Source organism: Streptacidiphilus cavernicola (assembly GCF_042510955.1).
Taxonomy (GTDB): Bacteria; Actinomycetota; Actinomycetes; order Streptomycetales; family Streptomycetaceae; genus Streptacidiphilus; species Streptacidiphilus cavernicola.
Window position 1 is genome coordinate 171,289 of the sequence record NZ_JBHFAB010000004.1, and the last position, 19,774, is coordinate 191,062.

Annotated in this window: 21 protein-coding genes; 9 read left to right on the plus strand and 12 right to left on the minus strand. The window is 72.6% G+C overall.

Translation table 11 applies throughout. The features are described from left to right. Nucleotides 1–21: 21 nt before the first annotated feature. The gene (locus ACEZDE_RS07130) at nt 22–906 is read right to left on the minus strand and encodes a helix-turn-helix transcriptional regulator (protein ID WP_380533628.1); all 885 of its coding nucleotides are present in this window, start codon (nt 904–906) and stop codon (nt 22–24) included. 102 nt (nt 907–1,008) lie between these two features. On the opposite strand from ACEZDE_RS07130, the gene ACEZDE_RS07135 reads away from it, so the two are divergent. From ACEZDE_RS07135 to ACEZDE_RS07155, 5 genes are all read left to right on the plus strand, one after another. Further along, entirely contained in the window at nt 1,009–2,487 is a 1,479-nt protein-coding gene (locus ACEZDE_RS07135; RefSeq protein WP_380533630.1) for an MFS transporter, read from the plus strand. A gap of 154 nt (nt 2,488–2,641) precedes the next feature. Next, nucleotides 2,642–2,935 carry a type II toxin-antitoxin system Phd/YefM family antitoxin gene (locus ACEZDE_RS07140; protein ID WP_380533632.1) on the plus strand — a complete coding sequence of 98 codons (294 nt, stop codon included), beginning with the start codon at nt 2,642–2,644 and terminating at the stop codon, nt 2,933–2,935. Beyond that, entirely contained in the window at nt 2,932–3,333 is a 402-nt protein-coding gene (locus tag ACEZDE_RS07145; protein ID WP_380533633.1) for a type II toxin-antitoxin system VapC family toxin, read from the plus strand. The genes ACEZDE_RS07140 and ACEZDE_RS07145 overlap by 4 nt, the downstream gene beginning before the upstream one ends. 233 nt (nt 3,334–3,566) lie before the next feature. Beyond that, nucleotides 3,567–4,160: an NADAR family protein gene (locus tag ACEZDE_RS07150; protein ID WP_380533635.1), complete on the plus strand. Its 594-nt coding sequence runs from the start codon at nt 3,567–3,569 to the stop codon at nt 4,158–4,160. A 105-nt stretch (nt 4,161–4,265) separates the two neighbouring features. Beyond that, nucleotides 4,266–4,682: a hypothetical protein gene (locus ACEZDE_RS07155; protein ID WP_380533636.1), complete on the plus strand. Its 417-nt coding sequence runs from the start codon at nt 4,266–4,268 to the stop codon at nt 4,680–4,682. Between the two features lie 111 nt (nt 4,683–4,793). Here the strand turns inward: ACEZDE_RS07155 and ACEZDE_RS07160 are convergent, their stop codons facing one another. After that, complete coding sequence (locus ACEZDE_RS07160; RefSeq protein ID WP_380533638.1) at nt 4,794–6,182, minus strand: glycine--tRNA ligase; 1,389 nt, start codon at nt 6,180–6,182, stop codon at nt 4,794–4,796. Between the two features lie 307 nt (nt 6,183–6,489). Between ACEZDE_RS07160 and ACEZDE_RS07165 the strand changes: the two genes are divergently transcribed. Next, nucleotides 6,490–6,903: a Fur family transcriptional regulator gene (locus ACEZDE_RS07165; protein WP_380533640.1), complete on the plus strand. Its 414-nt coding sequence runs from the start codon at nt 6,490–6,492 to the stop codon at nt 6,901–6,903. A gap of 167 nt (nt 6,904–7,070) precedes the next feature. Here ACEZDE_RS07165 and ACEZDE_RS07170 read toward each other — a convergent pair whose 3' ends face one another. From ACEZDE_RS07170 to leuA, 4 genes are all read right to left on the minus strand, one after another. Next, a complete protein-coding gene (locus ACEZDE_RS07170; RefSeq protein WP_380533642.1) occupies nt 7,071–7,907 on the minus strand; it encodes an isoprenyl transferase in 837 nt (278 codons plus the stop codon). Nucleotides 7,908–7,939: 32 nt separating this feature from the next. After that, complete coding sequence (recO, locus tag ACEZDE_RS07175; protein ID WP_380533644.1) at nt 7,940–8,686, minus strand: DNA repair protein RecO; 747 nt, start codon at nt 8,684–8,686, stop codon at nt 7,940–7,942. Between the two features lie 82 nt (nt 8,687–8,768). Continuing rightward, a complete protein-coding gene (locus ACEZDE_RS07180) occupies nt 8,769–9,431 on the minus strand; it encodes a TerB family tellurite resistance protein (protein ID WP_380533646.1) in 663 nt (220 codons plus the stop codon). Nucleotides 9,432–9,624: 193 nt separating this feature from the next. Beyond that, complete coding sequence (gene leuA / locus ACEZDE_RS07185) at nt 9,625–11,391, minus strand: 2-isopropylmalate synthase (RefSeq protein WP_380533647.1); 1,767 nt, start codon at nt 11,389–11,391, stop codon at nt 9,625–9,627. A gap of 265 nt (nt 11,392–11,656) precedes the next feature. Here leuA and ACEZDE_RS07190 point away from each other — a divergent pair, with 265 nt between their 5' ends. After that, nucleotides 11,657–12,754 (plus strand): M4 family metallopeptidase, encoded by a 1,098-nt coding sequence (locus ACEZDE_RS07190; RefSeq protein WP_380533649.1) that lies wholly within the window; start codon nt 11,657–11,659, stop codon nt 12,752–12,754. 109 nt (nt 12,755–12,863) lie between these two features. Then, nucleotides 12,864–13,133 (plus strand): protealysin inhibitor emfourin, encoded by a 270-nt coding sequence (locus ACEZDE_RS07195; protein ID WP_380533651.1) that lies wholly within the window; start codon nt 12,864–12,866, stop codon nt 13,131–13,133. Nucleotides 13,134–13,298: 165 nt separating this feature from the next. Here ACEZDE_RS07195 and era read toward each other — a convergent pair whose 3' ends face one another. From era to ACEZDE_RS07225, 6 genes are all read right to left on the minus strand, one after another. Beyond that, nucleotides 13,299–14,339 (minus strand): GTPase Era, encoded by a 1,041-nt coding sequence (era, locus tag ACEZDE_RS07200; RefSeq protein ID WP_380533653.1) that lies wholly within the window; start codon nt 14,337–14,339, stop codon nt 13,299–13,301. Nucleotides 14,340–14,385: 46 nt separating this feature from the next. Continuing rightward, nucleotides 14,386–14,544: a hypothetical protein gene (locus ACEZDE_RS07205; RefSeq protein WP_380533655.1), complete on the minus strand. Its 159-nt coding sequence runs from the start codon at nt 14,542–14,544 to the stop codon at nt 14,386–14,388. A gap of 103 nt (nt 14,545–14,647) precedes the next feature. Continuing rightward, entirely contained in the window at nt 14,648–15,004 is a 357-nt protein-coding gene (locus ACEZDE_RS07210) for a cytidine deaminase (RefSeq protein ID WP_380533657.1), read from the minus strand. Then, nucleotides 15,001–15,456 (minus strand): nitroreductase/quinone reductase family protein, encoded by a 456-nt coding sequence (locus ACEZDE_RS07215; RefSeq protein WP_380533659.1) that lies wholly within the window; start codon nt 15,454–15,456, stop codon nt 15,001–15,003. The genes ACEZDE_RS07210 and ACEZDE_RS07215 overlap by 4 nt, the downstream gene beginning before the upstream one ends. Before the next feature lie 96 nt (nt 15,457–15,552). Continuing rightward, nucleotides 15,553–16,782: a M20 metallopeptidase family protein gene (locus tag ACEZDE_RS07220; protein WP_380533661.1), complete on the minus strand. Its 1,230-nt coding sequence runs from the start codon at nt 16,780–16,782 to the stop codon at nt 15,553–15,555. 130 nt (nt 16,783–16,912) lie between these two features. Continuing rightward, nucleotides 16,913–18,397 (minus strand): MFS transporter, encoded by a 1,485-nt coding sequence (locus tag ACEZDE_RS07225; protein ID WP_380533663.1) that lies wholly within the window; start codon nt 18,395–18,397, stop codon nt 16,913–16,915. A 208-nt stretch (nt 18,398–18,605) separates the two neighbouring features. Between ACEZDE_RS07225 and ACEZDE_RS07230 the strand changes: the two genes are divergently transcribed. Further along, nucleotides 18,606–19,721 (plus strand): Lrp/AsnC family transcriptional regulator, encoded by a 1,116-nt coding sequence (locus tag ACEZDE_RS07230; protein WP_380533665.1) that lies wholly within the window; start codon nt 18,606–18,608, stop codon nt 19,719–19,721. Nucleotides 19,722–19,774: the final 53 nt, after the last annotated feature.

Below are 19,774 nucleotides of genomic sequence, written 5' to 3' on the forward strand. Positions count from 1 at the left end.
CCTGCACGGTGCGGCCCCGGGTCACCCCTCGGCGGTGATCAGCCGGTGCAGCCGCTCCACCCGCTCGCGGGTCTCCTCGTCGGCCGGGGTGTAGCTGATCAGCCGGGTGCCCTCGCGGGGGCCGAGCCAGAGCGTGGTGAAGTCGAAGTGCAGCAGCCCGACCTGCTCGTTCAGGAAGCGCTTCTCGCCGTTGGCGACGTTGCGGACCTCGTGCTGCTGCCACTTCGCCTCGAACTCGGGCGAGGCCAGGATCAGCCGCTTGAGCAGGGCCTTCCAGGCGGGCTCGGCGACGTGGTCGGCCATCGCGCTGCGGAACTTGGCGACCATCATCGAGGTGGCCGCCTCGTAGTCGACCAGGGCCCGCTTCCAGGCCGGGTGGGTGAAGCCGAGCAGCAGCATGTTGCGGTCCTCGGGGGCGACGGCGTCCAGGTCCCCGATCATCCGGCCGTAGGTGCGGTTGTAGGCCAGGATGTCGTAGCGGCGGTTCACCGCCACGCAGGGCAGCGGCTCCAGCTGCTCGATGACCAGCGCCACCGAGGGCGTGATGGTGGGGCAGACCGCGGGCGGCGCCGGGTCGGGCGTGCCGGCCAGGGTGAACAGGTGCTCGCGCTCGTTGGCGTCCAACAGCAGGCCGCGCGCGATGGCGTCCAGCACCTGCGGTGAGACCTGGATGTCGCGGGCCTGCTCCAGCCAGGTGTACCAGGTCACCCCGACCGCGGCGAGCAGCGCCACCTCCTCCCGGCGCAGCCCCGGCGTGCGGCGGCGGCCGACCGCGGGCAGGCCGACCTGCTCCGGCGAGATCCGCTCGCGGCGGCTGCGCAGGAACGCGGCCAGCTCGCGGCGGCGCACCTCGTCGGGCTGCTGGGTGGAGTGGACAAGGGCGAGCGGAGCTGGTGCAGTGGCCATGCCTACCAGGATGCCCCATCCGGCATCCCTGTTCCAGGTAGTCGTGATACCTGGATAAGCAGACACTGGTACCAGGCTACGGATCGGCGGATCGTAGCGGTCATGACCACACAGGTGACTCCCGCAACCCGGGCGAACGTCCTGCCCCGCGTAACCCGCCTGGGCACCGCACCCTCCCCTTCGGCCCCGCCCGCCGCTCCACCGCGGCTCAGCACCCTCGGCCTGTTCACCGTCCTGCTCGGCGCGTTCCTGCCGATGCTGGACTTCTTCATCGTCAACGTCGCGCTGCCGACCATCGACCGCGACCTGGTCGCAGGACCGGCCACGCTGGAACTCTTCGTGGCCGGCTACGGCATCGCCTACGCCGTGCTGCTGGTCCTCGGCGGACGCCTCGGCGACCTGTTCGGACGGCGCCGCCTGTTCATCGCCGGATCGCTCGCCTTCGGCCTGGCCTCGCTGGCCTGCGGCCTGGCCCCGACCGCGCTGGCGCTGGTCGGCGCCCGGGTCGCCCAGGGCGCGGCGGCGGCACTGATGCTGCCGCAGGCCCTGGCCACCATCCAGTCCGCGACCGAGGGCGAGCGCAAGGCCCGCGCCATGGGCATCTACGGCGCGGTCGGCGGCATCTCGGTGGTGATCGGCCAGGTCGTCGGCGGGGTGCTGCTCTCGGCGAACCTCTTCGGCACCGGCTGGCGCTTCATCTTCCTGGTCAACGTCCCGGTCGCGCTGGTCGCCGCGGTGCTGGCGCTGCGCTCCGTCCCGGAGACCCGTTCGGCCAACCCGGCCAAGGTGGACCTGCCCGGCACCGGGCTGCTTGCCGCGGCGCTGCTGGCGCTGCTGGTCCCGCTGATGGAGGGCCGCGCGGTCGGCTGGGCTTGGTGGACCTGGACCCTGCTCGCCGCCTTCCCGTTCCTGGCCGCCGCGTTCGTCGCGGTCGAGCGCCGGGCCGAGCGGGGCGGCGCGATCCCGCTGATCCCGCTGTCGCTGCTGCGGATCGACGGGCTGCGGACCGGGCTGACCATGGCCGTGCCCTTCTTCACCGGCTTCGGCGGCTTCATGCTGGTGATGGCGGTGGCGCTGCAGCAGGGCCTGAACGAGGGCCCGATCGCCTCCGGCCTGGCCATGGTCCCGATGGCGGTCGGCTTCTTCGCCGCCTCGCTGGCCGGGCCGCGGCTGCTGACCCGCTACGGCAGCAAGGTGATCCGCACCGGCACCGTGATCCAGGCGGTGGGCCTGCTGGTGCTCACCGTCACCGTGCTTACCGACTGGTCCGGCCTCAGCCCGCTGGTGCTGCTGCCCGGCATGGCCGTCGCGGGCACCGGGCAGGGCCTGGTGATGCCCCCGCTGATCCGGCTGGTGCTGTCCGAGATCCCGTCGGCACGGGCCGGGGTGGGCGGCGGCATCCTCGCCACCACCCAGCAGTCGAGCCTCGCCCTCGGCGTCGCCACCCTGGGCACGCTGTTCCTCAGCCTCTCCCCCAGCTGGGGGATGCACCAGGCGCTGACCCTGGTGCTGGCCGTCCAGACGGTGCTGACCCTGGCCGTCATCGCCCTGTCCACCCGCCTCCCCAAGCGCGTGGGCTGACATCCCCGACGCCCTGCCCACCCACCCGTGGTCTACCGAACCGGTGCCCCGCTCGCCTGCCGAGCGGGGCACCGGCTTGCCCGGTACGCCCCCATCGGGTGAGATCGACGCACGGTGCGTGGAATCGACGCACGCTCGGACCTATGGTGGATCCATGACCGCACGGGTGCCGATTCGACAGCTGCAACAGCACGCAAGCGAACTCATGGACCGGGTGGCGGCCGGCGAGCGGATCGAGATCACCCGCAACGGTCGCCTGGTGGCCGTGCTGGCACCACCGCCGCCGGAGCAGCGCGTCCTCGAGGACCTCGTCCGCGACGGCACGCTCGACCCGCGCAATGTGCGGCAGGCGACCGGACTGGCGGACTGGGAGCCGCTGCCGGGCCGCCCCGGGGCGAAGCCGCTCTCGGAAACGCTCCAGGAACTCCGGGACGAGGAGGACAGGTGATCTACCTCGACTCCTGTGCCCTGCTGAAGCTGCTGCTCCCGGAGCGGGAGACCCCGGCCCTGCGCTCCTTCCTCGGCTCAAGGGCCGCCGAGGGCCACGCCAGCAGTGCGCTCGCACAGACCGAGGTGGACCGCACGCTGCTCCGCCACGGCGCCGACCAGGACCTGTTGGAGAGCGCGGACGACCTGCTCAGTCGGATTCTCCGGATCCGCGTCACCGATCCCGTGCTCCGCGCCGCGGGCCGGCTGCCGATGCCCCACCTCCGCAGCCTCGACGCGATCCACCTGGCCAGCGCGGAGTTCCTGGAGCAGGCACTCACCGCTTTCGTCAGCTACGACAAGCGCCTGCTCGCGGCGGCGGCCGAGCGCGGCCTGCCGGTGGAGTCCCCAGGAGCCTGACCGGGTCGGCTCGGACCGGCACGAGGAGATGCTGCGGGAGGCGCTGGAGCAGCTGCGCGATGTGCTGCCTGGGGGGAAGCCGGTGCGCCCCCTCGGGTGAGATCGACGCACGCTCGGACCCGAGGATGTTCGCGGCCACCCCGGAGGTCCACCGGACGGATCTGCCGGCGGTCAAGCTCCCCTGAACCTGTCCGGCCTCCGGACTGTCAGTGGCGGCTGCGAGGATGCGGCGCATGGGGACGAGCGAAGCGAGCGAGTTGCAAAACCCGGTGCAGGCGCGCAGCCGAAAGGAGTTGGCGGCGCTGATCGCCGCCGGGGCGCAGCCCAAGTGGCTGATGTTCTGGGGGCACCGGCCGCGTCAGGACGGGTCCGTGGGGGCGGGCTGCCTGAGCCAGTGGTGGCCCTCGCGGTTCACCGTGGACGGAGTGGCGTACGCCAGTGCCGAGCACTGGATGATGGCCGGGAAGGCCCGGCTGTTCGGGGACGACGCCGCGATACCGGCGATCCTGGCGGCGCGGACGCCCGCCGAGGCGAAGAATCTCGGCCGCCTGGTCCGCGGATTCGACGAGGCGCGCTGGGTCGCGGCCCGGTTCGAGCTGGTGGTGGCCGGGAACACGGCCAAGTTCGGCCAGGACCCCGCGCTGCGCGACTACCTGCTCGGGACGGCGAACCGGGTCCTGGTCGAGGCCAGCCCGCGCGACCGGATCTGGGGCATCGGCATGGGCGCAGCCAACGAGGCCGCGACGGACCCGTCCCGCTGGCGCGGGGCGAACCTGCTCGGCTTCAGCCTGATGGAGGCCAGGGCCCGGCTCCTCGCCCAGGGCTGAGCAGCCGCAGGGACGGGCAGCCCCCCGGGGCGGCAATCCCGCAGGCGGCGTCCACGCAGGGCGGCATTCAGGAGATTCACAGATCGGGGAGCGACCCTGATCCCCATGCAGCATCGAACGCTCGACCACCCCGCTCTCGACGGCCTGCCGCTGCTCGGCTCCCCCTGGTCCGTCCGCTTCACCCACGGCACCCGGGGCCGGGTGGCGCTGGAGGTCTACCACGACGGCCTGCTGCTGGACGTGCTGGTGGCCCAGCCGCTCGCACCGGACCTGCTGCGCGGTGCGCGCCGGAGCGGCGACGGCCCGCCCTCGGTGCTGGCCTGGGGGCACCTGCCCGCGGACGGGGCCGTCCCCGAGGTGGTGCTCGGCAGGGGACGCCGGGTGCGGCGCCCGGTCCAGGCGTCGGTCGGGGCCGGGGCGTTCTGGATCGCCACCGCCCACGGCTGCTACGACCGGGTCACCGCGACCCTGCACGACGGGACGGCGAGCCGGCGGCTACGGGTGCGCGCGGGCTCCGCCTGAGCGGCGAACGCGAACGCACGGAGCGCGCCGCCGTCCCCCTCCTACTGTGGGGGGACGGCGGCGCGCTCCGCTGTGCGACGAGACGGGACGGGCCGGGCCGGGGCAGTCCTGCTAGCAGCCGATGAGCTTGCCGGCCAGGAAGGCCTCGACCTGGTCGAGCGAGATCCGCTGCTGCTCCATGCTGTCGCGCTCGCGCACCGTCACCGCGTTGTCGTCGAGGGTGTCGAAGTCGACGGTGATGCAGAACGGGGTGCCGATCTCGTCCTGGCGGCGGTAGCGGCGGCCGATCGCACCGGCGTCGTCGAACTCGACGTTCCAGTGCTTGCGCAGGTCCGCGGCCAGGCCGCGGGCCTTCGGCGAGAGCGCGGCGTTGCGCGACAGCGGCAGCACGGCGACCTTGACCGGCGCGAGCCGCGGGTCGAGCCGCATGACCACGCGCTTCTCCATCACGCCCTTGGCGTTGGGGGCCTCGTCCTCGCGGTAGGCGTCCAGCATGAACGCCAGCATGGCGCGGTTGACGCCCGCCGCGGGCTCGATGACGTAGGGGAACCAGCGCTCGCCGGACTCCTGGTCGAAGTACTTGAGGTCCTGGCCGGAGTGCTCCGAGTGCTGGGTCAGGTCGTAGTCGGTGCGGTTGGCGATGCCCTCCAGCTCGCCGAACTCGTTGCCGCCGAACTGGAAGCGGTACTCGATGTCCACGGTGGCCTTGGAGTAGTGCGAGAGCTTCTCCTTGGCGTGCTCGAAGAAGCGCATGTTCTCCTCGCGCAGCCCGAGGTCCGTGTACCAGTTCCAGCGCTCCTGCTTCCAGTAGTCGAACCACTGGTCGTCCTCGCCGGGCTTGACGAAGAACTCCATCTCCATCTGCTCGAACTCGCGGGTGCGGAAGATGAAGTTGCCGGGGGTGATCTCGTTGCGGAAGCTCTTGCCGGTCTGGGCGATGCCGAACGGCGGCTTCTTGCGCGAGGTCTGCTGCACGGCGGCGAAGTTGACGAAGATGCCCTGCGCGGTCTCCGGGCGCAGGTAGGCCAGCCCGGCCGGGTCGCCCGCGTTGAACGCGCCGAGGTGCGTCTGCAGCATGCCGGACATCGGCTTGGGCTCGGTGAAGCCGCCCTTGTTGCCGCAGTTGGGGCAGTTGATGTCGGCGAGCCCGTTGGCGGGGACGTGGCCGTGCTTGGCCTCGTACGCCTCCTCCAGGTGGTCGGCCCGGTAGCGCTTGTGACAGGAGACGCACTCGGTCAGCGGGTCGCTGAAGGTCGCGACGTGGCCGCTGGCCTCCCAGACCTCGCGGGCGAGGATGACGGACGAGTCGAGCCCGACCACGTCCTCACGGGAGGTGACCATGTTGCGCCACCACTGCCGCTTGATGTTCTCCTTCAGCTCGACACCCAGCGGTCCGTAGTCCCAGGCGGCCTTCTGGCCGCCGTAGATCTCGCTGCAGGGATAGACGAAGCCACGGCGCTTGCTCAGGCTGACGATGGTGTCGATCTTGTCGGCGGCCACAGTGCTCTCTTCAGTACGACGAATGCGGTCAGTGATGGATTTCATTGCACGCGGGACGCGCCGGGACCGCTCGAACGGGGGCCCGGGGCGCGACCGAATACCTCAGGTTACCGGCCCAGGAGGCGGACGATTCAAATCGATTGCCGGGAACGGGCGGGCGGGCCCGGATTCCGCTTCTTGACGAACATGGTTATCATAAGCTATAGACGCGGCCGTCGGCGGTGCCCGGGAACCGGTGCCCGACTGGCACAATGGCCGCGGTCCCACCCGCATCAGCCCGCACGCATCAGCCCGAGGAGACAAACAGGTGACGCCGCCGTCAGCGAACCAGTCGTCCCCCGCACGGTCGACCCGCCAGCGCACCGCCGTCGCCTCCCTGCTGGCCGAGGTCGACGACTTCCGCAGCGCCCAGGAACTGCATGATCTGCTGAAGCACCGGGGCGACTCGGTCGGCCTCACCACCGTCTACCGGACGCTGCAGTCGCTCGCCGACGCCGGCGAGATCGACGTCCTGCGGACCGACGACGGCGAAGCGGTCTACCGGCGGTGCAGCAGCGGGCACCACCACCACCTGGTCTGCCGCAGGTGCGGGCGCACGGTCGAGGTGGAGGGGCCCGCGGTGGAACGCTGGGCGGAGGGGGTCGCCCGCGACAACGGGTTCGTGGACGTGGCCCATACCCTGGAGATCTTCGGGACCTGCACGGAGTGCGTGGGGCGGTAGCGCCGGGCCCCCGCCTCGGGGTGCTCGCGGTCGAACCGGGGTGGCACGTCGGCGGGGGTTTCTGTTCGCGCGGTTCCCCGCGCCCCCCAGGTAGCAACGGGGCTGAGCACCTGCCTACCCAGGGGCGCGGGGAACTGCGCGAACAGCAAGCACCACCAACGCTCAGCTCACCGCTGCGCCTGCTCCGGTACCGCGGCCTCGTTGGGAAGCGCTCCGCCGTAACGCCGGTCCCGCGAGGCGAACTCCTCGCAGGCACGCCACAGGTCGCGCCGGTCGAAGTCCGGCCACAGCACGTCCTGGAACACCATCTCCGCGTACGCCGACTGCCACAGCAGGAAGTTGGAGGTCCGCTGCTCCCCGCTGGGGCGGATGAACAGGTCCACGTCCGGCATGTCGTGGTGGTACATGTACTTGGCCAGGGTCTTCTCGTTGACCTTCTTCGGGTCCAGCTTCCCGGCCGCGACGTCGGCCGCCAGCGCCGCCGCCGCGTCGGCGATCTCGGCCCGGCCGCCGTAGTTCACGCACATGTAGAGCGTCATCACGTCGTTGTCGCGGGTCATCTCCTCCGCGACCTGCAGCTCCTGCACCACGCTCTTCCACAGCTTGGGCATCCGCCCGGCCCAGCGGACCCGGATGCCCATCGCGTGCATCTCGTCCCGGCGGCGGTGGATCACGTCCCGGTTGAAGTTCATCAGGAAGCGCACCTCCTCGGGCGAGCGCTTCCAGTTCTCGGTGGAGAAGGCGTAGAGGGAGAGGTTCTTCACGCCCAGCTCGATGCAGCCCTTGAGCACGTCCAGGACGACGCCCTCGCCGACCTTGTGCCCCTCCGTCCGCGGCAGCCCGCGCTCCTTGGCCCAGCGGCCGTTGCCGTCCATGACGATGGCCACGTGCTCGGGGACCAGCTCACCCGGGATCTTGGGCGGTCGCGCACCGCTGGGGTGCGGGGGCGGGGCGAGGTACTCCCGCTGCCGACCGCTGAAGAGTCCGCGTCGTGCAGTTGCCATGGGCTTTCAGTTCTCCCGGATGTCGACGGTCGTCAGCGGTCTACGTGGCGGAGCGAGCGCAGGCCGCGCTCCAAGTGCCACTGGAGGTAGGCGGCGACCAGGCCGCTGCCCTCGCGGGCGTGGCGCGGTTCGGCGGCGTCCGCCGTGCCCCAGTCGCCGGACAGCAGCGCGCCCAGCAGTTCCAGTGTCTCAGGGGAGGGTACGACACTGCCCGGGACCCGGCAGTCCGGGCAGAGCGAGCCGCCGGTCTGCACCGAGAAGAAGCGGTTGGGGCCCGGCAGCCCGCACTTGGCGCAGTCGTCGAACGAGGGTGAGTAACCGTTCACCGACAACGACCGCAGCAGGAAGGCGTCCAGCACCAGCGGGGCGGCGTGCTCGCTCGCGGCGAGCGTCCGCAGCGCCCCGATCAGCAGCAGGTACTGCTGGACGGCCGGCTCGCCCTCGTTCTCGGTGAAGCGCTCGGCGGTCTCCAGCATCGCGGTGGCGGCGGTGTAGCGGCCGTAGTCGTCCACTATCCGGCTGCCGTACGGGTTGATCGTCTCGACCTGGGTGCACAGCGCCAGGTGCCGTCCGACCAGCTCCTCGCCCCGGGAGAAGAACTGCACGTCGACATGGGAGAACGGCTCCAGCCGGGCGCCGAACTTGGACTTGGTCCGGCGCACGCCGCGGGCGACCGCGCGCACCCGGCCGTGCTGCCGGGTGAGCAGGGTGATGATCCGGTCCGCCTCGCCCAGCTTCTGGGTGCGGAGCACCACCCCGTCGTCGCGGAACAGACTCATGCCCGCCATTGTCGCCTACCCGGGCGGCCGTACGGCCCGGTTCAGCGCACGGCCCGGCTCCGGAGTGTCACCGGAAGCAGGGTCAGGAGTGCGGCAGCCGGGTCGCGGCCAGCAGCGCCGCCTCGATCCGCTCGGAACTGAGCTCCAGGCAGCGCCCGGCGGCCCGGAGTGCCTCCCGCTCGTCCGGCCGGTACGGGCCGTCGGCGAGCGCGATCCACGCGCCCAGGGTGAGCAGCCGCTCCCGGCCCGGCTCGGCCAGGTGCGGGACCAGCGGTTCCAGCGCGGTGTGCAGCTCCACCGCGAGGCCGCTGCCGCAGCCGTACAGCTCGCCCAACTCCTCGTCGCCGTCGGTCAGTGCGGCCAGTGCGGCCAGCAGCTGTGGCTCGTCCAGGTCGCTGTGGCCGGCCTCGTGGACGGCGGTGACGGCGGCCTCGCGGGCGGCCCGGCAGGCCCCGCCCGCGGCCAGCACCGCGAGCACGACGGTGAACTGCGCGGTGCGCAGCATCCCGAGCAGGGTGCCGGAGGTGGGGATCCCCAGCGCGTCCAGGCCGTAGCGGGCCCGGCAGGCGGTGCACTGCAGCGTGGTCCCGGCGTCGCCGAGCGGCAGCAGCGGCAGTCCGAGCAGGCGCAGCCATCTCCGCCCGCCCTGGCGGCGGTAGTTGCGGTCGCCGCCGCAGGCGGGACAGAAGAACTCTCCGAGCGCCTCGGTACGCCACCGGGCTCGGACACCTGCCAACTGTGCCACGGCGCACTCCCACCTGACTGCGGACCGACACCGGTGTCGGTCGCACTCGATGCTGCCATGGCGGTGATGCGCTGTCAGTACCTCCGGCGGCCAGTGGATCAGAAATTTGTGGCCGAGAACACACTGGCTCCCCGCCGGAACAGCGGGGAGCCAGGGGCGGAACAGGCCCGGAACGGATCCGGAACCGCGGGTGTCAGCCGCGCTGCGCCCGGTTGACGGCACTGACCACGGCCTTGATCGAGGCGAGCACGATGCTGGTGTCGATGCCGACGCCCCAGAGCACCTTCCCGTCGACGGCGCACTCCCAGTAGGAGGCCGCCTGGGCGCCGGAGCCCTGGCTCATGGTGTGCTCGACGTAGTCCAGCAGCCGGGCGTCCACGCCGATCGAGGCCAGCGCGGTGAAGAAGGCGTCGATCGGGCCGTCGCCGACCCCGGACAGCTCGACCGGGGCGCCGTCCACCGCGGCCTGGACGGTGATCGCGTCCTTGCCGGACGGGGTGCTGCTCAGGCTGTACGCGCCGAGCTGGATCCGGCCCCAGGGGGCGTCCGGGGTGGGCAGGTACTCGTCCTCGAAGGCGGCCCAGATCGCGGCCGGGGTGACCTCGCCGCCGTCGGTCTCGGTCTTCGCCTGGATGATCTTCGAGAACTCGATCTGCATCCGGCGCGGCAGGTCCAGCTTGTGGTCGTTCTTCAGGACGTAGGCGATGCCGCCCTTGCCGGACTGGCTGTTGACCCGGATCACGGCCTCGTAGGAGCGGCCGACGTCCTTGGGGTCGATCGGCAGGTACGGGACGCCCCAGGTGTGCTCGCCGACCGGGTGCCCGGCCGCCGCGGCGTCGGCCTCCAGCGCGTCGAAGCCCTTCTTGATGGCGTCCTGGTGCGAGCCGGAGAAGGACGTGTAGACCAGGTCGCCGGCGTAGGGGTGGCGCTCGGGGACGCTCATCTGGTTGCAGTACTCGTACGTGCGACGGATCTCGTCGATGTTCGAGAAGTCGATCATCGGGTCCACGCCCTGGGAGAACAGGTTCATCCCGACGTTGACCAGGTCCAGGTTGCCGGTCCGCTCGCCCTGCCCGAACAGGCAGCCCTCGACCCGGTCGGCGCCGGCCATCACGGCCAGCTCGGCGGAGGCGACGCCGGTGCCGCGGTCGTTGTGCGGGTGCGTGGACAGCGCGACGAAGGCGCGGCGGGACAGGTTCCGCGACATCCACTCGATCATGTCGGCGTAGACGTTGGGGGTGCAGCGCTCCACCGTGGTCGGCAGGTTGAGGATGATCTCGCGGCCCTCGGCGGGCTGCCAGACGTCCATCACCGCCTCGCAGACCTCCAGCGCGAAGTCCAGTTCGGTGTCGATGAAGATCTCCGGCGAGTACTGATAGCCGAAGACCGTGCTGGTGTCGAGCAGCTTCTCGGCGTAGTCCATCACCAGCCGGGTGCCGTCCACCGCGATGTTCTTGATGTCGTCCTTGGAGCCCTTGAAGACCACCCGGCGGAACAGCGGCGAGGTGGCGTTGTAGAGGTGGACCGTCGCCCGCGGCGCGCCGACCAGGGACTCCACCGTGCGGGCGATCAGGTCCTCGCGGGCCTGGGTCAGCACGCTGATGGTGACGTCCTCGGGGATCGCGCCCTCCTCGATGATCGAGCGCACGAAGTCGAAGTCGGTGGCCCCCGAGGAGGGGAAGCCGACCTCGATCTCCTTGTAGCCCATCTTCACCAGCAGGTCGAACATCGCCCGCTTGCGGGCCGGCGACATCGGGTCGATCAGTGCCTGGTTGCCGTCCCGCAGGTCGGTGGACAGCCAGCGCGGGGCCTTGCTGATGACCTTGGACGGCCAGGTCCGGTCCGGCAGGTCGACCGCGCCGAAGGGTACGTAGCGCTGGAACGGCATCCCGGACGGCTGCTGGCGGACGGTGCCGGCGGTGACAGGCGTGGGCCGCTCGTTGAAAGGCGTGACAGACATGGGTCTCATGCTCCCTGATCGGATACGTACAGGACGGAGCCGACCGACAGACGGACTGCGCAAACAGAGAAGAGCGCGCACAGCACGAGTCCCCGCGACGAGGGAGTCGGCCTCAGAAGAACTACAGGCCCTCGCCGCGGCAGCTAAGAAGGAGCAGCCCGGTACGCATGATGCGAACCACCCTAGCCCAGCCCGGCGGACCGTCACAACGCCGTGCCCACATCGTGGGAGTGACACAGAGTGAGATCTATGTCACTTTTGGTCAGTGAGCACTCACTCCCCCTTCTGCGGCATCGTCCCGCCGCACATCCTGGAACACCTGCGCAGCCACGCCGAGGACCCGGCGGTCCGCACCGCCGCCGCCCGCTCGCTGGCCCTGGACGAACGGCACCGCGAACGGCGGACGCTGCTCCCGCCGCCGCGCGGGCTGCGCTCCAGCAGCTCCGACCGGGCCGCCGCCCTGCTCGACACCCCGGTCCGGACCATCAGCGACGACCGGCACACCCAGACCCTGCCCGGCCGCACCGTGCGCACCGAGGGCGCGCCGCCGGTGGCCGACGGCACCGTCGACCGCGCCTACGACGGGCTCGGCGCGACCTTCGGGTTCTACCTCGCCGCCTACGGACGGCACTCCATCGACGGCCGCGGGCTGCCGCTGGACGCCACCGTCCACTACGGGCGGACGTACGACAACGCCTTCTGGAACGGCTCGCGCATGATCTTCGGCGACGGGGACGGGGTCCTCTTCAACGACTTCACCGTCTCGGTGGACGTGATCGGCCACGAACTGACCCACGGCGTCACCCAGTACAGCGCGAACCTGGACTACCAGGGCCAGTCCGGGGCGCTGAACGAGTCGCTCTCGGACGTCTTCGGCTCGCTGGTCAAGCAGTACGCGCTGGGCCAGACCGCCGCGCAGGCGGACTGGCTGATCGGCGCCGGGCTGCTGGCGCCCGGCGTGCACGGGGTCGCGCTGCGCTCGATGAAGGCCCCGGGAACCGCCTACGACGACCCCGACCTGGGCGCCGACCCGCAGCCCGCGACCATGGCCGGCTATGTGGCGGGCGACAGCGACAACGGCGGGGTGCACCTCAACTCCGGCATCCCCAACCACGCCTTCTACCTGGCCGCGACCGCGATCGGCGGCCACGCCTGGGAGCGGGCCGGGCAGATCTGGTACGACGTGCTGACCGGCGGGCGACTGGCCGCCTCGGCCGACTTCGCGGCCTTCGCCGCGGCGACGGAGGCCGCCGCCGAGGCCCGCTACGGCCCGGGGCCGGAGTCGGCGGCGGTCCGCGACGCCTGGAGCCGGGTGGGGGTCCGGGCAGCGGCCCGGCCGAGGGTCCAGCCGGTGGCGGAGTGAGGGAAGAGGTGGATGTGACGTGTGGGCTTGGTGATTGCTGAACAGAGTTGAGCGATTGTGATCTCTTCGCACTGGTCCCCTGGCTACTCAACGGTGCACACTGACGACTATGCGTATCCAGGTGACCCGCTCCGGCGGGATCCTCGGCGCCGAGCGCCGCTCCGTCCTCGACACCGAAGGCCGTCCGGATGCCCCGCACATCCACGCCCTGGCCAGGGAGGCCCTGGGCTCCTGCGCCCGCACGCCCGACTTCGGGGTGCCGGACGGCTTCCACTACGCGATCAGCGTGGACGACCGGAGCCCGGGGCACTGCTCGGACCCCAAGCTGACCGACAGTCAGAAGAGTCTGATCGCCCTGGTGATGGCCCAGGGACAGTGACCGCCGCCGGGGAAGGCACTCCCCGGGGCGGCGGCCCCTCGGATCGGCCCCCGACAGGCACGTCGAGGACAGGTGCCAGGACGCAGTGTCCCCCCTGCGTCGTCCCAGGTCCGGAAGGCGCGCGGCGGCAGTTCCAGCCGGGCGTCGGCGACACCCGAAACGGTGTCAGAAGCCGAGCTTGCGGAGCTGCTTGGGGTCGCGCTGCCAGTCCTTGGCGACCTTGACGTGCAGGTCCAGGTAGACCGGCGTGCCGAGCAGCGCCTCGATCTGCTGCCGGGCCACCGTCCCCACGTGCTTCAGCCGGGAGCCCTTGGCGCCGATCACGATGGCCTTCTGGCTCTGCCGCTCGATGTAGACGTTGGCGTGGATGTCCAGCAGCGGCTTGCCCTCGGGGCGGCCCTCGCGCGGCAGCATCTCCTCCACCACCACGGCCAGCGAGTGCGGCAGTTCGTCCCGCACGCCCTCCAGCGCGGCCTCGCGGATCAGCTCGGCGACCATGACCTGCTCGGGCTCGTCGGTGAGGTCGCCCTCCGGGTAGAGCAGCGGGCCCTCCGGCAGCAGCGGCACCAGCAGGTCCGCCAGCAGTTCCACCTGGCCGGCCCCCCGCCCACCACCACCCTTGTCCGAGTCGCTTCGCTCCGCCCCCAGCTTCGCCGACACCGGGACGATCTCGGCCCACTCGATGCCCAGCTCCGCGCCCAGCTGGGAGATCGCGATCAGCTGCTCGGCCAGCTGCTTGGAGGTCACCAGGTCGGTCTTGGTGACCACGGCGACCTTGGGGGTGCGCTTGATCCCGGCCAGCTCCTTGGCGATGAACTTGTCGCCGGGGCCCAGCTTCTGGTCCGCGGGGAGGCAGAAGCCGATCACGTCCACCTCGTTCCAGGTGGCCCGGACCACGTCGTTGAGCCGCTCGCCGAGCAGGGTGCGCGGCTTGTGCAGGCCGGGGGTGTCCACCAGGATCAGCTGCGCGTCCGGCCGGTGCACGATGCCGCGGACGGTGTGCCGGGTGGTCTGCGGGCGGTCGGAGGTGATCGCGACCTTGATCCCGACCAGGGCGTTGGTGAGGGTCGACTTGCCCGCGTTGGGGCGCCCGACGAAGCAGGCGAAGCCCGACCGGTGCGGGCGGGCCCCCTGCGGGGCGTCGTCGGCGGCGTCGGTGGCGGGCCCGGCGGACTGCTGGGTGGGGCGAGAGCTCATGCGCACCATTCTCCCCCATGCGGCGGAGCCGCAGTGTCCACGGCAGGCAGCCGGGTTACTTCCCCCGTTTGAAGAGTGCCCCCAGACCGCCGACGACGGTGAACATGGCCACGATGATCGAGGCCGCGAGCCAGCCCGGGTTCCCGTCCTCCTGCCAGTGGCCCATGCCCATCAGCACGAACAGCACCCCGGCGACAAACCCTATGCCCCCCACGGCATCCTCCCCTTCCGAACGCCGTCACCACGGCGTCAGCCCCGACCCTAGCGGGAGCGGGGCTGACGGCAAGACGTGCGTTCGAAAGACGGGCGGCTGCCGCTCAGCCCGCCTCGACCGTCACCCGGAGCGAGCCGTCCAGCCCGGCCAGCAGCACCGGCGTACCGGGACCGCCCAGGTCGCGGACGGCGGCGAGGTCGGCCGCGGCGACCTCCTCGGCCTTGCTGACCACGGCCGCGGCCTCCAGGCCCTTGGCGCCGCTGGCCACCGCCATGGCCACGGCGGTCTGCAGCGCGCTCAGCCGCAGCGACTCCAGCTCGACCGTCCCGGCGACGTAGGTACGGCCGGTCTCGTCCCGGACCGCCGCCCCCTCGGCCACGCCGTTGCGGGCGCGCACCGAGCGGGCCAGAGTGATGATCTTCTTGTCCTCCGGGTGAATCCCGGTCGCCGCGTCGCTCATGCGTCCGAGGATACGTCCCGGCCCTGGCGGGTCAGCACGACCACCGGGATCGGCCCCGGCGCGGTGGCCTGGAAGTCCGCCAGCGCGGGCAGCACCGCCAGTTGGGCTGCCCAGAGCCGCTCCCGCTCCTCCCCCGCCGCGTCGGCGGCCACGGCCCGGAACCGCTCGGTCCCCAGCTCCACCGTCACCTCCGGCTCGGCCACCAGGTTGTAGTACCAGCCGGGACGGTGCGGCCGGCCGCCGTTGGCGGCGAACACCGCCCAGCGCCCCTCCCCCGCCGGAAGCGCGGCCAGCGGCATGGTCCGCCGCAGCCCGGTGTGCGCGCCCCTGGTGGTGAGCAGCAGCAGCGTCGCCCCCTCGAACGGGCCGCCGACCACCCCCTTGTTCGCCCTGAACTCCTCGATGACCTGCTCGTTCCACTGCAACCGCTGGGCCTGGTCCTGCTCCGCCACCCAAACTCCTCAGTAGGTCGACCAACCGGGGAAATCCTTACAGGTTCCGGTGCCGTGGCGCGCGGTATGACGGAGGATCGGCCCGGAGTTATGGAGTTAGGCGGTTCCGGACGCGCCGTCCCGGTCCAGCCGTCCCAGGGCCAGCGCGGCCAGCAGCGCGGCGCCGTCGGCCAGCACCGCGTCCGCGAAGGCGGCCTCCGGCGAGTGGTTGTACGGCGCGGTGGCCGGATCGAGCCCGTCCACGCAGGCGCCGAGGAAGAAGAAGGCGGCCGGGACCCGCTCGGCGACGAAGGAGAAGTCCTCGGCCCCGGCCAGCGGCTGGGCCAGCGTGGTCCAGCGGTCGCGGCCGAGCAGCTCGCGCGCGGTCTCGGCGGCGAACGCGGCCTCGACCGGGTCGTTCACGGTGACCGGGTAGACCTCGACGAACTCCACGTCGGCGTCGAGGCCGTGGGCGGCGGCGACGCCGCGGACCACCCGGACCGACTCCTCGCGCACCCGGGCCCGCGCCTCCGGCGAGAACGAGCGGACGGTGGCCTCGAAGTAGGCGTCGTCCGGGATCACGTTGTTGATCGTCCCGGCTCGGAGCAGCCCGGTGGTGACCACGACCGGGTCGAAGGCGTCGAAGCGCCGGGTCACCATCGTCTGCAGCGCGAGCACCGCCTCGCAGGCGGCCGGGACCGGGTCCAGCGCGGCGTGCGGGGCCGAGCCGTGGCCGCCGCGTCCGCGCAGGGTGACCACCAGGGTGTCGGCCGCGGCCATGATCGAACCGGGACGGCCGAGCACCTGCCCCTGCGGCATCGACGAGGCGACGTGCAGGGCGTAGGCGGCGACCGGACGCGATCCGGACGCGTCCAGCACGCCCTCGTCGATCATCACCCGGGCCCCGCCGCGTCCCTCCTCGCCCGGCTGGAACATGAACACCACGTCCCCGGCCAGCTGCGCCCGCCGCTCGCAGAGCAGCCGGGCCGCGCCGACCAGCGCGGTGACGTGCAGGTCGTGGCCGCAGGCGTGCATCGCGCCGGTGATCTCCGAGGCGAACGGGAGACCGCTGGTCTCCTGCACCGGCAGCGCGTCCATGTCGCCACGGAGCAGCACGGTCGGGCCGGGCAGGCCGCCGCGCAGCACCACCGTCACCGAGCTGAGCTTCTCGCCGAGGGCGATCTCCAGCGGGAGGCCCTCCAGCGCGGCCAGCACCTTCGCCTGGGTCAGCGGCAGGTCGAGGCCCAACTCGGGCTCCCGGTGCAGGGCGTGGCGCAGCGCGGTCAGCTCCGGCTGGAGTGCGGCGGCGGACTCACGGAGGGCGGTGACGGTCGGCGCGACGGCCATGGGCGGGTCTCCTGGACTGGACGGGACGGGACGGGACGGAGGGGCGGGCGGACGCCGGGTGGGCGAGCGGCTGGGGACCACGGCGGGCGGTGCGTGGCGGTGCGTGGCGTGCGGGTCAGGGACAGCCCTATCACCGCGCGGCGGCTCCGGTCATCACCGCCTCCGTCGCGCCGACCGCATCCGCCCCCGGCCGCGCCGCTCCGCGCAGCGCCAGCGCGACCGGCACACCCAGGCCGCAGAGCAGGGCGCAGCCCACCCACACCGCCAGGTACGCGCCCTCGGTCGGCACCCCGTGCCGCAGCAGCCAGCTGTCCAGCACCGCCGCCGCGGCGGCCCCGGCGACCGCTCCCGCCAGCGACTTCAGGGTGTTGTAGACGCCGGTGCCGATCCCGGTCCGGTCGGCCGGGAGCCGTCGCATCAGCAGGCTGGGCAGCAGGCTGAGACCGATCCCGGCACCGTAGCCGGACACCGCCGCGGCGGTGGCGACCTGCCAGGCCGCGGTGTGCGCCAGTGTGATCGCGGTGTACCCCAGGGCGCAGCACCCGTACGCCGCGGCCAGCACCGCGCGGGGGCCGAAGCGGCGGCCGAGGCGGTCCGCGGTGACCGCTCCGAGCAGCGCGCCCAGGGTCGGCGGGAGCGCCAGCAGGCCCAGGCCGAGGGTGGAGACGCCGAGGCCGTAGCCGTCCGCACGCGGGTCGGCCGCCTCGAAGGTCAGCATCGGGCCCTGCGCGCCGTAGAGGGCGCAGCCGAGCAGGAAGCTGAGCGCGAAGACCGGCGCGGTGGCCCTGCGGGCCAGCAGCCGGACGTCCACCATCGGCTCGGCACTGCGGAGTTCCTGCCGGACGAACAGCGCGAGCAAGACCACGCCGACCACCAGCAGCGCCAACCGGACCGCGGCTGCCGAGCCGCCGGCCAGGGCGGCCAGGACCAGGGTCAGCCCGAGCGAGAGCAGCACCGCGCCGGGCCAGTCGATCCGTCCCGGCGCCCGGACGGCGGACTCGGGCACCAGGAACCAGACCACCGGCAGCGGCAGCGCGGCCAACGCGGCCAGGCCCCAGAGCAGGGGCGCGGGGGCGGTCCCGGCTCCGCTGAGGCCGCCGACCACCAGCGCGCCCAGGGTGCTGCCCACCGTGAGCGAGCCGACCAGCAGGCCGACCGCGCGCCCGCCGCGGTGCTCGCCCAGGCTGTCCCGGACGATGGCGAACTCCAGCGGCAGCCAGCAGGAGAGGAATCCGGCCAGCGCGCGGCCGAGCAGCAGCAGCGGGAGCGAACCGGCCACGGCGGTGACCAGGTAGCCGAGCAGGGTGAGCAGCAGGGTCGCCCGGAGCAGCTGTCGGTGCCCGTAGAGGTCGCCCAGGCGGGAGCTGAGCGGCAGGGCGACCCCGGCGACCAGGAACTCCACCCCCAGCGTGAGGCTGACGGCACCGGCGCCGAGGTGCAGGGTGTCGCCGAGGTGCGGCAGCAGGATCGGGAAGCCGCCCTGCAGCACGCCGCTGCAGAACTCGACCAGGACCAGCAGGGTCACCACGGAGGGCGCGGTGCGCCGGAGCGGTCGCGAGCCGCGGGGCGGGCGGGGGCCGCGGGGGCCGCGGTCGGGGGCGGGCGGTCGGTTCACGGGCACGTCCTAGGATCCGCAGGGTGGGGGTGGGGGTGGGGGCTGTGGGGGGCCGCCGTCGGGGGTCGGGGCAGGTGGGGCAGGGCGGGGGCAGGTAGGGCGGGGCGGGCAGGTGGGGCGGGTGGCCGAAAGGATCGCTAACCTGGGCCACGATGACCCCGCACCGCATGAATCCGCTGCCGCAGCCGTCCCCGCGCACGGATCAGCCATGATCGACGAGCTGGACCTCGCTCTGGTCGACGCCCTGCGCGTGGACCCGCGTGCGCCCTGGTCCCGGCTAGCCGCCCCGCTGGGGGTGGATCCGGCCACTTTCTCCCGCCGCTGGGCCCGGCTGACCGCGGTCGGGGACGCCTGGGTGACCTGCTACCCCTCGACCGACCGGCTCGGCTACGGGCTGACCGCGCTGGTCGAGGTGGAGTGCGCGGCGGACCGGGTCGCCGCCGTGGCCGCCCGGCTGGCGCGGGACCCGCAGACGGCGTCGATCGAGCTGGTCACCGGTAGCGCGGACCTGCTGCTCACGGTGGGGGCGACCGAGCCCGCGCTGCTCACCCGCTACGTCCTGGACCGGGTCGGCGCCGTCCCCGGCGTGCTGCGGACCCGTACCGCGCTGGTCGAGCGCACGGTACGGGAGGGCAGCCGCTGGCACGACGGCGCGCTGGACCCGGAGCAACGCGAGGCCATCGCGGCGGTCCCGGCGGCGGGGGGCCCTGCGGGCGGCATAGGCCCAGCGGGCGCGGGGGCTCGGGCGGCCCGGGTGGGCAGGGCAGGAGTGGAGGGCCCTGCGGGCGCGGGGGCTCAGGTGGGCGCGGCCCGGGGCCCGGGGCGGCAGATCATCGAGGACCGCTCGCTGCTGCTGGCGCTCGGCGAGGACGGCCGGATGCCCTACGCCGAGCTGGCGCAGCGCACCGGCCTGCCCGCGACCACGGTCCGGCGCAGGCTGGCGGAGCTGCGCGACTCCGGACGGCTGGTGCTGCGCTGCGACGCGTCGCCCCGGCTGACCGGGCATCCGGTCGGCCTGTTCCTGTGGCTGGACCTGCCGGCCGACCGGCTGGAGTCGGCCGCCGCCTGGTTCGCCACCCTGCCGCAGGCCCGGATGTGCGCGGTGACGGTGGGCCCGGCGAACCTGGTCACCTATCTGATGGCACGTCAGCTTTCGGAGCTGCGGCGGCTGGAGGAGGAGTTGGCCCGCCGCTTCCCGGGCGCCGGGGTCCGGGACCGGCAGCTGACGCTCCGCGCGGTCAAACTGGTCGGCCGCCTGCTGGACGACGAGGGCCGCGCCACCGGCTACGTCCCCATCGACCCCTGGTCCCCCTGGCCGGAGTGACCTGACGGCCCGGCCGGGCCGTCAGGCGGTGGCCCGCCGACCCGGCTCGTCCG

Coding starts and splice junctions, on each gene's coding strand:
- ACEZDE_RS07150 (WP_380533635.1), top strand. CDS start 3,567: ATGGGGACGAGCGAAGCGAGCGAGTTGCAAAACCCGGTGCAGGCGCGC.
- ACEZDE_RS07135 (WP_380533630.1), top strand. CDS start 1,009: ATGACCACACAGGTGACTCCCGCAACCCGGGCGAACGTCCTGCCCCGC.
- ACEZDE_RS07230 (WP_380533665.1), top strand. CDS start 18,606: ATGATCGACGAGCTGGACCTCGCTCTGGTCGACGCCCTGCGCGTGGAC.
- recO (WP_380533644.1), bottom strand. CDS start 8,686: ATGAGTCTGTTCCGCGACGACGGGGTGGTGCTCCGCACCCAGAAGCTG.
- leuA (WP_380533647.1), bottom strand. CDS start 11,391: ATGTCTGTCACGCCTTTCAACGAGCGGCCCACGCCTGTCACCGCCGGC.
- ACEZDE_RS07155 (WP_380533636.1), top strand. CDS start 4,266: ATGCAGCATCGAACGCTCGACCACCCCGCTCTCGACGGCCTGCCGCTG.
- ACEZDE_RS07130 (WP_380533628.1), bottom strand. CDS start 906: ATGGCCACTGCACCAGCTCCGCTCGCCCTTGTCCACTCCACCCAGCAG.
- ACEZDE_RS07170 (WP_380533642.1), bottom strand. CDS start 7,907: ATGGCAACTGCACGACGCGGACTCTTCAGCGGTCGGCAGCGGGAGTAC.
- ACEZDE_RS07140 (WP_380533632.1), top strand. CDS start 2,642: ATGACCGCACGGGTGCCGATTCGACAGCTGCAACAGCACGCAAGCGAA.
- era (WP_380533653.1), bottom strand. CDS start 14,339: ATGGTGCGCATGAGCTCTCGCCCCACCCAGCAGTCCGCCGGGCCCGCC.
- ACEZDE_RS07220 (WP_380533661.1), bottom strand. CDS start 16,782: ATGGCCGTCGCGCCGACCGTCACCGCCCTCCGTGAGTCCGCCGCCGCA.
- ACEZDE_RS07195 (WP_380533651.1), top strand. CDS start 12,864: ATGCGTATCCAGGTGACCCGCTCCGGCGGGATCCTCGGCGCCGAGCGC.
- ACEZDE_RS07210 (WP_380533657.1), bottom strand. CDS start 15,004: ATGAGCGACGCGGCGACCGGGATTCACCCGGAGGACAAGAAGATCATC.